Consider the following 15,139-nt stretch of genomic DNA (forward strand, 5'->3'; position numbering starts at 1 on the left):
CCCGGCCACGCGGGCGTTCTCAGCGCCGGTAGAGATCGGCCATGCGGGCGGCGGCGTCGGCGACCTGGGCGCGCAGCTCCTCCGGCGCCAGCACCTCGGCCTCCGGGCCGAACCGCAGCACCTGGGTGAAGGCCACCTGCACCGACTCCACGGCCAGCCGCACGGTCCCGTCCGGCTGGAGCGAGGCCAGCGCGTCGTCCAGGGCGGCCGGGTCGGCGACGTACCGCAGCATGCGCCGGCCGGCCGGGGTCAGCCGCAACGTGATCACGTCCCTGAGCAGGGAACGGCTGAACTCGGCCGCCTGCCCGGCCCAGAACGCGGCCAGGTCGAAGTCCGCGTCCCGCTCGAAACGCGGCTCGCGGGCGCGGACGTCCCCCATGCGGTCCACCCGGAAGATCAGGAACCGTTCGCGCAGGCGGGCCACCAGGTACCAGGCGCCTGCCTTCAGCACCAGCCCGTACGGCTCCAGCTCCCGCGTGCGCTCCTTGTAGACCACGGTGACCGGCAGGTCGTTCCACACCGCCCTGGCCAGCGGGGCCAGCGCCGGGGGCGGCGGCGTGTCGGCGGCGTACCAGCCGGGCGCGTCCAGGTGGAAACGCTGCGCGGCCGTGGCGGGCGCGTCGCGCAGCGAGGGGGACAGCGCGGCGGCGGCCTTGAGCCGGGCCGTCGCGGCCACCTCCTGCAACCCCATCTCGCGCAGCGCCGCGGGCACCCCCGACAGGAACAGCGCCTCGGCCTCGGCCCGGTCCAGCCCGGTCAGCCGGGTGCGGTAGCCGTCCAGCAGCCGGTAGCCGCCGCCGCGCCCGCGGTCGGCGTAGACCGGCACGCCCGCCTCCGACAGCGCCAGCACGTCGCGGTGCACCGTGCGCTCGGAGACCTCCAGCTCCCTGGCCAGCCCGGCCGCCGTCATCCCGCCCCTGGCCTGCAACAGCAGGACCAGCGACATCAGCCGCGCGGCGCGCACAGCGGCAGCACCACGGCCGAGGGGCGGGCGGGGGAGTGGAACACCTCGACGTCGGCCGGCACCATCGGGCCGCTGGGCGCGCCCACCGGCTCGCCGGTGCCCGGGTTGCGGGCGATCGTCGGGTACGCGCCGGCCGCCACGTGCACCCGGATCCGGTGGTCGCGGCGGAACCGGTGGCCGATCGGCCACAACTCCACCCGTACCCGGCGCACACCGTCGCCGTTCCCTTCGTCGGCGGTGTGCGGGCCCAGCCGGCGCACGCCCTCGCACAGGTTGAGCGAGCGCCCGTCGGGGTGCACGTCGCAGACCCGGACCACGACGTCCACGTGCGGCGTGCTGGACCGGACGTAGACGTCGGCGTGCACCGGGCCGATCATCTCCACGTCCGCCTCCAGCGCCGCGGAGCTGTAGACCAGCACGTCGCGCCGGGCCTCCAGACGCCGCTGGTCACGCGGCCTGGAGTCGGCCAGCAGCACGGGGCCGCCGATCGCCGGCGTCGGGTGGGCGGGGTGGTAGCGGAACCGGTCGGACCCGTCCTCCTCGGGCTCGCGCGGGTCCAGCCCGCCGCCCGGCCGCAGGTGCCAGCGCTGCTCCCGCACGCCCGGCACCGGCCAGTCGGGGTAGTCGCGCCACTCGCCGGCCCCGGTGACGTACAGCCGCACCGGGTCGGTCCGCAGGCCGGACGGGTCGTCCATGAGGTGGGCGCGGAACCAGGCCAGCGCCTCGGCCATCGAGGGCCGCCCATGCCGGGAGTCGACGTGGTACCAGGGCCCGATCGTCAGGTACGGCCGCCGCCCGGCCGCCCGCATCGCCGCGTAGTCCTTGAGCTGCCAGGGCAGGAAGACGTCGTACCAGCCGCCGAGCATGGTGACCGCCGCCTCCACCTCGCCGACCTTGAGGGAGAAGTCGCGCTTGTGCCAGTACGGCACCGCCGGGTCGGCGTGGTGGGCCAGCAGGTCGCGGAAGAAGCGCAGCGGCCGGCCCGCCGAGGCCACGTCCAGCTCGGCCACCGGCCGCCCCGACAACACGGCCCGGCGGGTCAGCCTGGGGGCGGTCAGCATCGCGGCCCCGCCGACGAAGCGGCGCGTCATGGTGTCGGTCAGCGTGGTCCAGCTCAGCGTCGACTCCAGCGCGAACGCGCCGCCCACGTAGGCGGCGTCCCTGAACTGGGAGGCGGTGATCTGCGTGGCCATGGCCTTGAGCTCGGGCCCGGCCTCGGCGGCGACGGCCCATTGGGCGTAACCCAGGTAGGAGGGGCCGAACATGGCGAACGAGCCGCCGTACCAGGGCTGCCGGCGCAGCCAGGCGATGGTGGCCAGGCCGTCGTCGTGCTCGTCGCCGAGCGGGTCGAGGCTGCCGCCGGAGCCGAAGCCGCCGCGGCAGCTCTGGATGAGCACGTGGAAGCCGTTCCTGGCGAAGCCGCGGCCGTACATCCAGCCGAACAGGCCGCGCCGGCCGTACGGCGAGCGGATCAGCACCGCCGGGGCCGGCCGCCCATGAGCCGGGGCGTAGTGGTCGGCCAGCAGCGTCACACCGTCGGGCATCGGGACGGGGATGTCCCGCCGCAGCCGCACGCGTCTCATGTCCTAACCAGTAACAGATGTGACGGGACAGGTGGTAGCCGGGGGTTACGGTCGCGTAGGGACAAAGGTCCTTGGCAAACTATCCGGTCATGGGACGAATCACTTCGTATGTCGCCCTAGGGGACAGCTTCACCGAAGGACTTGAGGACCCGGCCGACCACGGGTTCCGCGGCTGGGCCGACCGGCTGGCCGAGCACATCGAGGCCGACCGCCGCCAGGCCGGGGAGCCCGGACTGCGGTACGCCAACCTCGCCGTCCGCGGCCGGCTGATCGAGCAGATCGTGTCGGAGCAGGTGCCGAAGGCGGTCGAGCTCGGCGCCGACCTGGTCTCGCTGTGCGCCGGGGGCAACGACATCCTGCGGCCGGGCAGCGGACCGGCGTCCGTGGCCAGGCGGCTGGAGGCGGGCGTCAGGACGCTCACCGAGGCGGGCAGCCGGGTGCTCATGTTCACCGGCTTCGACCTGCGGCACGTGCCGGTGATGCGGCTGGCCCACTCCAAGATCGAGGTCTACAACCTGCACATCCACGACATCGCCCGCCGCTACGACGCGCTGCTGGTGGACCTGTGGCCGATGCAGGTCCTGCGCGACCCGCGCGCCTGGAACGCCGACCGCCTGCACCTCAGCCCCGACGGCCACCGCCGGGTGGCGCTGCGGGCCGCCGAGGTGCTCGGCGTGCCGGTGGCGGAGGACTGGCGCGAGGCGTACCCGGCCAGGCGGCCGCCGGTCTGGACGGCCGCCCGCCGCGAGGACCTGCGCTGGGCCAGGACCTACCTCGGCCCGTGGATCGGCAGGCGCATCAACCGCCGCTCCTCGGGCGACGGCGTCGCGCCCAAGCGCCCCGACCTCGCCCCGCTGCCGACCGCCGCCCCCTGACCCAGGCCCGGTTCCCGGCCCCTTCTTCAGGCCCGCCGCCGGTCCCGGCCACCGATCCGGCCGGGACCGGCCGCCGGCCCGGGGCCCCGCCGCACCAGGAACGGCGGGACCCCGGACGGTCAGGGCAGCGCTTTGTCCGGGCGCTCGGAGACGCGCACGCCGTTGACCAGCGTGGCCCCCTGCCGGGCGGCGAAGCGCACGTTGAGCTGACCGTCGGTCACCTTCACCGTGTACTGCCTGGCCACCGCCGTGTACGTGCCCGCCTCCAGCGCCAGGTCCAGCGCCGGGATCGCGAGCTGGCCCTCGACGAGCACGTCGAAGACCCGCTTGCCCATCTGCGTGCTCTTCACCTCGGCGAAGTCCAGCTCCACCGTGTACGTCCCGGCGGGCACGCCGTCGAACCGGTACTCCAGCATGCCCTCCCTGGCCGTCCGGAACAGCGCCTGGTCGGCGGTGCCCGCGATGGTCCTGGACGTGCTCGCCGTCTTGGACGAGGTCACCACGTAGCCGTACCCGCCCTGGGTCCAGCGGCGGTCGGGCGACCAGGCGTCGCCGTCGGCGTCGATCAGCGCCTTCGACCCGCCGGCGTCGACGGCCACCTGGAACTTGGGCACCACCACGGTCACCTTGATCTCGATGGCCGGCTGCCGCCCGCTGGCCGACTTGACGACCAGCTTGCCGGTGCGCATCCCGCCGGGCGTCACCCCGGCGGCGGAGAGCGTCACCCGCAGCGTCGCCTTCTGGCCCTTGGCCAGCTCGCCCGCCTGCGGCGTGACCGACGCCCAGTCGGCGTCGCTGGTCACCGTGTAGGCGGTGGGGGAGCCCAGGTTCGTCAGCTCCAGCGTGCGCGTCCTGGTCGCCCCGGCGGGCGTCACCGCGGTCAGCTCGGCGGCCGAGGCGCTCACCCGGCCGGTGACCAGAGCGGTGTCGATCCTGGTCAGCGTGCCGGGCGCGACCGTGACGGGCTTGGTGAAGGTGCCGTAGTTCTCCTTGGCCACCACCACGTCGTGGTCGCCCGCCGGGACCTGCCCGAAGAACGACCCGTCCGCGCCGGTCGTGAACGAGGCCGCGTCGCCCAGCTTCACCGACGCCCCGGCCAGCGGCTGGCCGTCGTTGGCGTCGGTGACCACGCCGGTCACCAGGCCATGCCGGCTCGCGGTGAACGTCACGCCGCGGCCGGTGGCCAGCGCCGCCTCCTCGTAGGAGTAGAGCAGCGCGTCCGTGCCGGCCGCGTTCTCGATGCCGACCGTGGCGCTGGAGCCCTGGTCACGCTCGCTCTCGACGTCCTTGTACCGGAAGGAGACCGAGCCGTCCTCGCCCAGCAGCGCCGCGAACGACACCCGCTCGCCGGTCGCGCTGTAGAAGGTGACGTTGCGCCACTCCACGACGTACTGGCGGTGCGGGGCGGTGCCTACCACGCCGGTGTAGACGCCCGCCTCGGCGTCCACCTTCAGGTCGTCCCAGTACGGGTAGACCGCGTTGTTCGGCGTGCCCGTGCCCGGCAGGCGGCTGTTGCTGCCCGTGGTGACCCGGTCGGCGGCGAAGGTGACGAACCCGTTCGTGCTGATCCACGCCCTGGACTGCCCGGTGCCGTAGAACGGGACGGCGAACGGCAGCGTCACCTGCACGGCCTCGTCGTCGCCGGTCAGCGCCAGCTTCTCGGTCCCGGCGACGTACGGCTGCGCCGCCGCCCGGCAGGTGTAGCCGAAGCCGTCGCCGCGCAGCGGCAGCTCCACGTCCCTCACCGTGTCGCCGTCCACGGCGACCTGCGCGCTCGCGCCGCTGGAGCAGCGCGAGACCGGCGTGACCGTCAGCGTGTACGTCCCGCGCGGCAGCGTCATCGTGTACCGGCCGGAGGCGTCGGTGACCGCGCTCACCGGCGTGCCGCCGGCGGCCACGGTCGCGCCCGGCTCGGGCACGCCGGCCGTGCTGACCGTGCCCGACAGCGTGCCGGACGGCTGCCGGACGAGCGTCACGTCGCCGGTCGTGACCTGATCGGCGGTCACCGTGGCCGTGGCGCTCCCGCGGTCGTAGCCGAACTTCTCCGCCGTCAGCGCGTACTCGCCGGGCAGCAGGCGCGGGATCGTGTACGTGCCGTCCTGGCCGGTGACCACCGAGCGGGCCAGCGGCCCGGTCACCTTGACCGTCACGCCCGGCACCGGCTCGCCCGCCGCGGTGACCGTGCCGCGCAGCTCGCCCAGCCCCTCGTCCGGCGCGGCCTGGACGGCGGCGTAGGCGTCCAGGCGGCCCTCGCCCCAGACGTTGTTGTCGGCCGCGGTGCCGCCGCAGCTCGTGTCGGCCACGTCGATCGCCGTGCGGTCCAGCAGCGGCCGGGTCGCGGCCACGTCGCCCTGCAGCCGGGGCGCCGCCGACCAGATCAGCGCCACCGTGGCGGCCACGTGCGGCGAGGCCATCGAGGTGCCGGTGTAGGAGTCGTAGTCGTCGTCCGGGACCGAGGAGCGCACGTTCACCGCGGGGGCCGCGATGTTCGGCTTGATCTCGCCGTCCTGGCCCTCGCCCTTGCTCGACCTGGCGTACAGCACGTTGTTGACATCGAAGCCGCCCGCGCTGTAGCTGATGGCGTACTGGCCGGGCGAGCCGCTGGTGCGGCAGGCCGGGCCCTCGTTGCCGTTGGCGAAGGCGGGGAAGATGCCCGCGGCCACCCACGCCTGGACGGTCTCGACGTACCAGGGGTCGAACCCGTTGCCGCCCCACGAGTTGTTGACGATGTCCGGCGCGAGGTCGGGACGCGGGTTGGCGCCGTTCAGGTCGGTCGGGGCCAGCACCCACTGGCCGGCGGCCAGCAGCGAGGCGTCGGTGCAGGTGTTGACCTCGCAGCCCTTGGCGGCGATCCAGCGCACGCCGGGCGCCACGCCGATGCCGTTCGCGCCCGCCATCGTGCCCATGACGTGCGTGCCGTGGCCGTTGTTGTCGCACGGCGCCGCCGACGGGCAGACGCGCGCCGGGTCGAACCAGTTGTAGTCGTGGGTGTAGGAGCCGTCGGGGTTCCTGCCCCGGTAGCTCGCGGCCAGGTCGGGGTGGTCGTACTGGACGCCGGAGTCGATCGAGGCGACCACGATGCCCTCGCCCCGGTCGCCCAGCTCGCTCCACACCCGCGGGGCACCGATCCGGTCGACGTTCCACTCGACCGCGCCGGCCCTGGGCTCGGCCCGGCCGGTCACCGGCTCGGGCAGCGCCACGACGGTGACCGGGTCGATCCGGTCCACCTCGGGCAGCTCGCTGATCGCCGCCGCCAGCTTGGCGTCCGCGGTCACCCGTACGGCGTCGACGATCCAGTACGAGGTGTAGTCGGCCTTCTGGGCCTCCAGCAGCTTGACCAGCCCGGCCTGCGAAGCCTTGGCCCGCTCGGTCTTGGCCTGGTAGACCAGCTGCGTCCTGGCCCGTTTGGTGGCGGCCCGGCGGGCGGCGCCGAGGTCGGCGGTGCCCTTCATCCGGACCCAGAAGGTGGCCTTGCCGTCCTCGTCCAGGTCGGCCTGGACGGCCTGGGAGATCTTGCCGGGATCGGGCGCCGCGTGCGCCGGGGCCTGGGGGACGGCCAGGGCGGCGGCGGTGACGATCCCGGTCAGGATCGCACGCCAGGTGAGGGTGTTGCGCACGTGCTCTCCTTCACGACGTTCACGACGGTGAGGAAGAGGTGATCTTTCCGCCTCTGTCGAGAAGGGTGAAGAGATCCTGTCGGGAAAGCAAGGGCGCTGATCCTAACAAGCTCGGATAAGTCCCGAAATGTAATGTGGTCAGCTGAAATGTCGCCACATCGGCCAGGTGGCGGACCACGGCCGCACGGGATCCCGGCACAGCCACACCGGCATGCCCTGCTCCTCGTTGTCGACGTCCGCGCCGTTGTCCACGCGGGCCTTCTGCTCGCAGGAGCCGAACATCGCGCGGGCCCGGCCGCCCGCGTTCACCAGGATCGTCACGGTCGCGTCGTCCGGCGGCGGGCCGTACGCCCAGAGCTGGTTGTGGCCGGAGTACACGCGGGTCAGGCCCGCCCGGGCAAGGGCGCCGTACTCGCCGTAGTTGCCCGTCACGACCACCGCGCGGGCCCGCTCGTCCGGCGGCAGCGCCCGCAGCACGCCGCCGACGGCCGCGGCGAAGCGCGGCCAGCCGACCGACTCGCGGGCCACCTCGTTGATCGCCGGCACCGGCGTGCCGGCCAGCGCGCCGACCGGCACGAGCGGCAGCGCGAGCACCGCGCAGGCCGCCGCGTTGACCGCGAGGAACGCCCACGCCGCGCGCACCCGCCCGGCCCGCGCCCGCGACACACTCACGCACCCGGCCGCGAACAGCGCCACGATCAGCCCCGCGGTGTAGTCGAAGCGCCCGCCGCTGACCAGCGTCAGCACCGCCGTCACCGGATAGGCCACGGCCAGCGCCCGCACCCGCCGGTCGCGCCACAACCGGACGAACCCCAGCGCCGCGACCACCGACACCACCGGCCCGAACAGCGTGAGCTGCATCGGCACGAACATCACCCGCATCTCGGCGCCCTTGTCGGCGCTGAGCGCGGCGGCCATCGACAACTGCGGCCAGCCGTGCGTGGCCTGGTAGACCAGGTTCGGCGCGGCCAGCACGGCGGCGAGCAGCGCGCCGCCCCACAACCACGGCCCGGCCAGCGCCCGCCGCGGCCCGGCGATCAGCAGCCCCGCCGCCAGGCCCAGCACCAGCAGCGCGATGAGGTGCTTGTTGTAGGTGGCCAGCCCGATCACCGCGCCCGCCGCGAGCCACCAGCGCGGCTGCCCGCGCAGCAGCGCCCGGAGCGCGAACAGGATCGCCGCCGTCCACAGCGGCAGGTCGAAGCTGACCGTCAGCAGCGTGTGCGCCGCGATCAGCGTGTACGCCCCGGTCGCCGCGCCCACGGCGGCCATCGTCTGGGCGAGCCGGTCGCCGCCCAGCTCCCGGGCCACCAGCGCCACCAGCACGACCACGGCCGCCGCGGCCAGCGCGGGGAACACCCGCAGCGCCGTCACCGTGTCGCCGAACAGCCCGAGCGCCGCCTTGGCCAGCATCGGCGTCAGCGGGGGCTGGTCGACGTACCCCCAGGCCGGGTGGCCGGCCAGGACCCGGAAGTACAGCTCGTCGCGGTGGTAGCCGTACCAGGGGCTCAGTGCGAGGGCCACGCCGGCGGTCAGGACCGCGGTCACCGTCACCGGACGCCACGCCCAGGGCCGTTCCATGGACGTCGAGGCTAGATCCATTACCCACCGTTTGTCACTGCCGGAGCGGGTGTCGCGTTGCGCGATCTTGGTCCGGCGGTTAACCTGGGGGCATGCGAAATCGCCCTCAGATCCAGTGGTGGCGCCGCTCCTAAGCGGCGCGTTTTCGCATTCCTCTCAAAGGACGGCCGCCCCGGATGGCGGCCTTTCTCGTGTCCGCCCCCGGGGCCTCATGATGTGACGTGGTAAGGGGCAGCAAGTGGAGAGCAGCGGATATACCACCGCCGGGGGCGTCGGCGTCGAGCGCGAGGCACGCGACGTGTCGGAAGAGGCGCTCGAAGAGATCGTCACCGCGCTCGGCGAGCGGCGCGGCGGCGCCTTCTCGTCGGGCATGGACTACCCGGGCCGCTACAGCCGATGGGCCTTCGGCTACGTCGACCCCTGCCTGGAGCTGGTCGCCAAGGGGCGGGTCATCTCGGCGACCGCGCTCAACGAGCGCGGCAGGGTCGTGCTGCCCGCGGTGGCCTCCTGCCTGCTGGCCGCGGGCAAGCCGGTCAGCGAGCCGACGCCCGACCGCGTCGAGGTGCACGTCCCCGAGTCCGAGGACCTGCTGCCGGAGGAGATGCGCAGCCGCCGGCCCACCGTGTTCACCGCGATCCGCGAGGTCATCGCCGCCTTCGCGGGCGACGACCCCCACCTCGGCCTCTACGGCTCCTTCGGCTACGACCTGGCCTTCCAGTTCGAGCCCATCCGGCAGGAGCTGGCCCGTCCCGACGACCAGCGCGACCTGGTGCTCCACCTGCCCGACCGGATCGTCGTCATCGACCGCCAGCGCGAGACCAGCGTCGAGTACCGCTACGAGTTCACCGTCGACGGCGCCACCACCCGCGGCCTGGAGCGCACCGGCACCTCCGTCCCGCAGGTCGTCCCCGGCGAGCTGCCGAAGGACCCCGTGCGCGGCGAGTACGCCAAGGTCGTGGCCGCCGCCAAGGAGCGGTTCAAGCGCGGCGACCTGTTCGAGGTCGTGCCCGGCCAGGTCTTCCACGCCGTCTGCACCGACCCGTCGGCCTTCTACCGCAGCCTGCGCCACAGCAACCCGGCGCCGTACGAGTTCATCATCAGCCTCGGCGACGGCGAGCACCTCGTGGGCGCCTCGCCCGAGATGTACGTCCGGGTCAACGGCGACCGCGTCGAGACCTGCCCCATCTCCGGCACTATCGCCCGCGGCAGCAACCCGGTCGAGGACGCCGAGGCCATCCGCACCCTCCTGAGCAGCGTCAAGGAGGAGTCGGAGCTGACCATGTGCACCGACGTCGACCGCAACGACAAGTCGCGCATCTGCGTCCCCGGCACGGTCAAGGTCATCGGCCGCCGCCAGATCGAGCTCTACTCGCGCCTGATCCACACCGTCGACCACATCGAGGGCCGGCTGCGTCCCGAGTTCGACGCCCTCGACGCCTTCCTCACCCACATGTGGGCCGTCACCGTCACCGGCGCCCCCAAGACGTGGGCCATGCAGTTCATCGAGGACCACGAGGCCACCACCCGCCGCTGGTACGGCGGCGCCATCGGCTTCATCGGCTTCGACGGCTCCATGAACACCGGCCTGACCCTGCGCACCGCCCAGATCAAGAACGGCGTGGCCACCGTCCGGGCCGGGGCGACCCTGCTGTTCGACTCCGACCCCGAGGCCGAGGAGCGCGAGACCGAGCTCAAGGCCAGCGCCCTGCTCGGCGCCCTGGCCGCGGTCAACCAGCCCGGCGCCGTCCCGCCCGCCGTGGTCAGGGAGCAGCCGGGGGCCGGCATGAAGGTGCTGCTCGTCGACCACGAGGACTCCTTCGTCAACACGCTGGCCGACTACTTCCGCCAGGAGGGGGCCGACGTGGTGACGCTGCGCCACGGCTTCCCGGCCCACACCATCGACGACGTCGCGCCCGACCTGGTCGTGCTCTCGCCCGGCCCCGGCTGGCCGTCCGACTTCGGCATGGCGGCGCTCATCGACGAGATCTACGCCCGCGACCTGCCCGTCTTCGGCGTGTGCCTGGGCCTGCAGGCCATGGTCGAGCACGCCGGCGGCTCGCTGGAGCTGCTCGACTACCCCGAGCACGGCAAGCGCGGCCAGGTCAGCCGCCTCGGCGACAGCGCGCTGCTGGCGGGGCTGCCCGAGGAGTTCACCGCGGCCCGCTACCACTCGCTGCACGCCAAGCGGCCCGGCGTGGTCGGCTTCACCCCGACCGCGCTCACGCCCGACGGCAACGTCATGGCCATCGAGGACGTCGAGCGGCGGCGCTTCGCCGTGCAGTTCCATCCCGAGTCGATCCTCACCCAGGAGGGCGGCGCGGGCGCGAAGATCATCGCGAACGTGCTGCGCCTCACCCGGCGCTGACCCGGGCCGGTTCGTCTGGGAAGGGGCAGGGTGTTCCTGTCGTAGGGCAAAACGTCCGCGGGGGCGTGCGGGGCTCCCCTAGAGTCTCCGCATGCTCCCCGTAGCCCTGCCCGACACGGTGCGTGACGCGCTGCTCGCCCCGCTCGTCGACCACCACTGTCACGGGGTTCGCCGGGACGACCTGACCCGGGCCCAGTTCGAGCCGCTGATCAACGCCGGCGGCGCCCCGGCCCCGCCCGGCACCACGCATTTCGACTCGCCGTTCGGCATGAGCCTGCGCCGCTGGTGCGCCCCGCTGCTCGGCCTGGAGCCGCACGCGCCCCCGGCCGTCTACCTCGCCCGGCGGGCCGAGCTGGGCGCCGGCGAGGTCAACCGGCGCCTGCTGGCCGGGGCCGGGGTGGTGGCGTTCCTGGTGGACACCGGCGACGAGGACATCGACCTGCTGTCGGCGGCCGAGATGGGCCGCCACGGCGGAGCCGCCGCCGACGAGATCGTCCGGATCGAGCAGATCGAGCAGGACGTCGCCGAGTCGGCGCAGCTCGCCGTCGACTACCTCGACGGCCTGGCCGACGAGCTGTCGGCCAGGGCCGCCAGGGCGGTCGGGCTCAAGACGGTCATCGCGGGCCGCTGCGGGCTCGACTTCGACCCGGCCAGGCCGAGCACCGGCTCGGTCATCGCCGGCGCCAACCGCCGCCTGGCCGACCCCAAACGGCCGCTGACCGACCCGGTGCTGCTGCGCCACCTGCTGTGGAGCGCGATCGACGTGGCCCGCGAGCGGGGGCTGCCGGTCCAGTTCCAGGCCGGGTTCGGCGGGCGCGGCCCCGACCTGCACCGTACGGACCCGGCCAGGCTCAGCGCCCTCATGGACGCGTTGCAGCCCCTCGGCGTGCCGGTCATCCTGCTCGACTGCTACCCCTACCACCGCACCGCCGCCTACCTGGCGGGCGTCTACCCGCACGTCTACGTCGACGTCGGCCCGGCCCTGCCGCACGCCGCCGCCTCGGCCCGCGTCATGGACGAGCTGCTGGAGCTGGCGCCGTTCCACAAACAGCTGTTCAGCTCCGGTTGCCGCGGCGTGGCCGAGACCGGCTACCTCGGCGCCCTGTACCACCGGCAGGCGCTGGGCGCGGCCCTGCTGGCCAGGCTGGAGGCGGGGGAGTGGAGCCCGGCCGACGCGGCCAGGATCGCCCACATGATCGGCTCGGGCAACGCCCGCCGGGTGTACCGCCTCTGACGCCCGCGCGCCCGCCCGTCCGCCCGCCCGTCCGCCCGCGCGTCGCCGGTGGCGGCGGTGCGCGTTGTCGCCGTAGCGGAATGCCATTAATTCACGACATTTCCATCACTAATCGGAAATTTACATTTCCGGTAATCAAATTGTGATTTGTCTGTTTGTCAATATTGCTGTGATGATCGTGGACGCCAGACCCCCTACGCCACACCTGGAGGTGTCGTGTCCTGGCGTCCCTTCGTCCTCACGGCCGCAGCCCTGTCGCTCGCGCTGGCCGTTCCCGGTGTCGCGGCGGCTGACGACCCGCCGCAGCCGCAGGTGGAGTCCCGGGCCGGCACCCGGGCCCCCGCCGAGGTGAGCGGGCTGGCCGAGCCCGCCGCCGGGGCCGACCTCGTCGCCGCGGCCAAGGCGCACCTGGCCGACCCGCGCTACCACCTCGACCCCGCCGACCTGGTGCCGCTGCGCACGGTCGTGAACGGCCAGGACGAGACCGTCAGGTTCGCCCAGCGGTACCGGAACCTGCCCGTCTTCGGCGCCCAGTACCTGGTGCGCTTCCGCAGGGACGGCGCCGGCCGCGTGGTGACCGGCGCCGGCGGCCGCTTCCTCACCGAGCTCGACGTGAACACCACGCCCACGGTCGCCCCCGCCCTGGCGGCCCGGCTGGCCCGCGCCCGGCTCGTCCGGGACGACCAGGTCCGCGCCACGGTCAAGGCCACGCCCGGCGAGCTCGTCGTGCTGCCGCGCGGCAAGGGCGTGCTGGCCTGGCACGTCACCCTGACCGGCGCCGACGCGGCCAGGAAGCGGCCCGTCCTGCTGGACGCCTACGTGGACGCCCACTCCGGCCGCCCGCTGTTCGCCCTGGACCGGCTGCGCATGGAAGGCCCGGCGACCGGCAGCGGGCAGACCGCGCACGGCAGGACCGTCCCGCTCAACGTCTACCAGCGGGCCGACGGCGCGTACGAGCTGCGCGACCGCGCCCGCCCGATGTGGAACGGCACCACCGGCGAGATCCTCACCTACGACGCCGCCGGCGCCGACGTGCAGCAGTTCCTCGAACCCGGCGTGCCGGCGGGCACCGAGCTCGCCAAGTCGCCCACGCCCGCCTTCGGCCCCGAGCACACCGGCAGCGGCGCCGTGGACGCCCACTGGGGCGCCGGCAAGGTCTACGAGTACTACAAGGGGCTCGGCCGCGACGGGCTCGACGGCAAGGGCGGCACGATGTACTCGGTCGTCAATGTCACCTACTACGGCAGCCCGTTCGAGAACGCCTTCTGGGACGGCACCAAGATGGTCTACGGCGGCGGCGGCGCCGACCTGCACTCCTTCGCCGCCGGCCTCGACGTCGTCGGCCACGAGATGACCCACGGCGTCATCACCCACAGCGCCGACCTGGTCTACCAGGGCCAGTCGGGCGCGATGAACGAGGGCCTGGCCGACTACTTCGGCAACGCCATCCAGACCGGCGCGCTCGGCATCCCGATGAGCGACCCCGACGCCAGCCTGCTCGGCGAGGACCTGTGCAAGAGCCTGCCGCCCGCCCAATGCGCCACCCGCGACCTGGACGACGACCGCGACGCCGCCGAGGACTACCTCGGCGTCACCACCGCGATCGACGCGGGCGGCGTGCACCTCAACTCCACGATCTTCTCCGGCGCCCTGTGGGACGTCAGGGAGAAGCTCGGCGCCGGCTTCGACAAGATCGTCTACAAGGCGCTGACGGAGTACATGACCCCGCTCGACGACTTCGCCGACGGCCGCCGCGCCGTCGAGTCGGCCGCCCGCGCCGCCCGGCTGCCGGCGCGCGAGCGGCTGGCGATCGCGCTGGCCTTCGAGCGGCACGGCATCAGGCCCGGCTGGGAGCGGCTGATCCGCACCGACAGCCGCGTCGTCCTGGACGGCCTCACCGACGCCATCGACCCGCCCGCCCTGGCCGGTGACCGGTACGCCGTCACCGACAACACCCCCGACGCGAACGGCCCCACCGTCATCAGGACCGGACGCGTGAGCGGCGGCCCCGCGACCACCGTGTCCGACGACGGCCGCTGGGACTGGACGCCCGCCACCGACGGCAGGCGCGCGGCGTGGGTCGCCCTCGACGCCGCGTCGGGCCGCTTCCAGGTCCGCTCCCGGCCCCTCGACGCCTCGGCGCCGTCCACCGTCCTGCACGAGACCACGGGCTACGTCTACGCCGTCGCGGTCTCGGGTGACGCCGTGGCCTGGTCCGGCGAGGACCCCGCGACCGGCGAGGTCGAGCTGTGGCTCAAGCGCGGGAACGCCGCCCCGGTCAACCTCACCGCCGACAAGGGCGTGGCCGGGTACATGCCGTCGGTCACCGGCGGCCGGCTCGTCTACGTGCGGGTGAGCTTCGGCTCCGGCGGCGGTCACAGCACGCCCGTCGTGCACGACCTGGCGACCGGCAAGGAGGTCGTGGTGCCCGAGGTGCCGCCGACCGGCGCGATCCCGTCGCTGTCGATCCGCCCGGCGCTGACCGCCGGGCACGTCGTCTGGCTCTACGACGCCGACCGCGACGGCCGGATGGGCGTCATGCGGGCCGCCCTGGACGGCACCGGCCAGACGCCGGTCGTGCCGGACGGGCCGCAGGCGCCGTACGCCACCTGGCTCGACGCGAGCGAGTCGCGGGTGACCGTCGGTGTGCAGCCGGACGGGACCACGCTGGAGAACGCGAACCTGACGAAGATCTACCAGGTTCCGGTCACCGGCGGGGCCCTTGAGCGCTACTCCTGCAACCGCGGGGAGCAGGCGCTGTTCGCCGCCGGCGCGGCGGGCCGTGTCCTGTGGCTGGACGGGACCGCCGGCGACACCGACCTGGTGACCCGCGACAGGCCCGCGCACCGCTGCTGACCTGGCAAGGGCCCCGGCCAAGCGCCCGCCGTTCCTCCGGAGGGGGACGGCGGGCGCCGAGTCGCGC

At 73.8% G+C, this 15,139-nt stretch carries 8 protein-coding genes; 4 read left to right on the top strand and 4 right to left on the bottom strand.

What is annotated here, in order from left to right; genetic code table 11:
• Positions 1 to 19: 19 nt before the first annotated feature.
• On the bottom strand, positions 20 to 964 hold the full coding sequence (locus tag AB0J71_RS44770) for a WYL domain-containing protein (protein ID WP_364420286.1): 945 nt from the start codon (positions 962 to 964) through the stop codon (positions 20 to 22).
• Positions 946 to 2,547 (bottom strand): CocE/NonD family hydrolase, encoded by a 1,602-nt coding sequence (locus AB0J71_RS44775; RefSeq protein ID WP_364420288.1) that lies wholly within the window; start codon positions 2,545 to 2,547, stop codon positions 946 to 948. The genes AB0J71_RS44770 and AB0J71_RS44775 overlap by 19 nt, the downstream gene beginning before the upstream one ends.
• Before the next feature lie 89 nt (positions 2,548 to 2,636).
• Here AB0J71_RS44775 and AB0J71_RS44780 point away from each other — a divergent pair, with 89 nt between their 5' ends.
• Complete coding sequence (locus AB0J71_RS44780) at positions 2,637 to 3,422, top strand: SGNH/GDSL hydrolase family protein (protein ID WP_352331113.1); 786 nt, start codon at positions 2,637 to 2,639, stop codon at positions 3,420 to 3,422.
• 119 nt (positions 3,423 to 3,541) lie between these two features.
• Here the strand turns inward: AB0J71_RS44780 and AB0J71_RS44785 are convergent, their stop codons facing one another.
• Together AB0J71_RS44785 and AB0J71_RS44790 are read right to left on the bottom strand one after the other, a co-directional pair.
• Positions 3,542 to 7,039, bottom strand: coding sequence for a S8 family serine peptidase (locus AB0J71_RS44785; protein ID WP_364420290.1), 3,498 nt, complete (start codon positions 7,037 to 7,039; stop codon positions 3,542 to 3,544).
• A 138-nt stretch (positions 7,040 to 7,177) separates the two neighbouring features.
• Positions 7,178 to 8,617, bottom strand: a complete 1,440-nt coding sequence (locus AB0J71_RS44790) for a glycosyltransferase family 39 protein (protein ID WP_352327555.1) — start codon at positions 8,615 to 8,617, stop codon at positions 7,178 to 7,180.
• A 238-nt stretch (positions 8,618 to 8,855) separates the two neighbouring features.
• Between AB0J71_RS44790 and AB0J71_RS44795 the strand changes: the two genes are divergently transcribed.
• The 3 genes from AB0J71_RS44795 (at position 8,856) to AB0J71_RS44805 (ending at position 15,072) form a co-directional block, all read left to right on the top strand.
• Complete coding sequence (locus AB0J71_RS44795) at positions 8,856 to 10,982, top strand: anthranilate synthase component I (protein WP_352327554.1); 2,127 nt, start codon at positions 8,856 to 8,858, stop codon at positions 10,980 to 10,982.
• A 91-nt stretch (positions 10,983 to 11,073) separates the two neighbouring features.
• A complete protein-coding gene (locus AB0J71_RS44800) occupies positions 11,074 to 12,216 on the top strand; it encodes an amidohydrolase family protein (protein ID WP_352327553.1) in 1,143 nt (380 codons plus the stop codon).
• 216 nt (positions 12,217 to 12,432) lie between these two features.
• The gene (locus tag AB0J71_RS44805) at positions 12,433 to 15,072 is read left to right on the top strand and encodes a M4 family metallopeptidase (protein WP_364420292.1); all 2,640 of its coding nucleotides are present in this window, start codon (positions 12,433 to 12,435) and stop codon (positions 15,070 to 15,072) included.
• The last annotated feature ends 67 nt before the right edge of the window (positions 15,073 to 15,139 follow it).

Origin of the sequence: Nonomuraea sp. NPDC049637 (assembly GCF_040675235.1) — a bacterium.
In the GTDB taxonomy this organism is placed as follows: domain Bacteria; phylum Actinomycetota; class Actinomycetes; order Streptosporangiales; family Streptosporangiaceae; genus Nonomuraea.